Source organism: Chromohalobacter sp. HP20-39, assembly GCF_033052815.1.
Classification (GTDB): Bacteria; Pseudomonadota; Gammaproteobacteria; order Pseudomonadales; family Halomonadaceae; genus Chromohalobacter.
This window is the reverse complement of record NZ_JAWHTP010000261.1, coordinates 1-381: the sequence shown is the minus strand read 5'-3', so window position 1 is coordinate 381 and position 381 is coordinate 1. Positions and strand designations below refer to the sequence as shown.

General features: G+C 59.1%; 1 protein-coding gene. It reads right to left on the bottom strand.

Annotated features, from left to right (window positions below):
- Positions 1-363, bottom strand: a 363-nt coding sequence (locus tag RVY79_RS17895; protein ID WP_317465859.1) for a hypothetical protein, incomplete at its 3' end; no start/stop codon positions are given.
- Between the last annotated feature and the right edge of the window lie 18 nt (positions 364-381).

Genomic DNA, 381 nt, shown 5'->3' with positions numbered 1-381 from the left:
AGTGCCAGTCAGCCGAAGCATGGAAGTTTGGGTCAGGATGTTGTCGGCCGGCAGGCGTGCGCGCAGCTTCATCTCGTGCTGCGTGATCTCGTGGTGGATCTGTGCTGCCAGTTTGTCCGCGCCGGCCTGGTCAAGACCGCCACGGGTAATGCTATAGACCTGGGTATTTCCGAACGGTGAAGCTTTCCCTGCCTGGGTAGTCTTCGGCTTGCTCGGGTAGTAGCCAGTCACGGACTTGCTCGTCTTGAGGCTCGGCGACTTCACCACCACAGTGATGCCCTTTGCTACTGTCAGGCTGCGCGATGTTCGCAGGGTCTGGAAATTCGCGGTTGGAACGCCTTGTTCATTGACTTCCCAGCGCAATTCGTAGGGTTCCGGGGG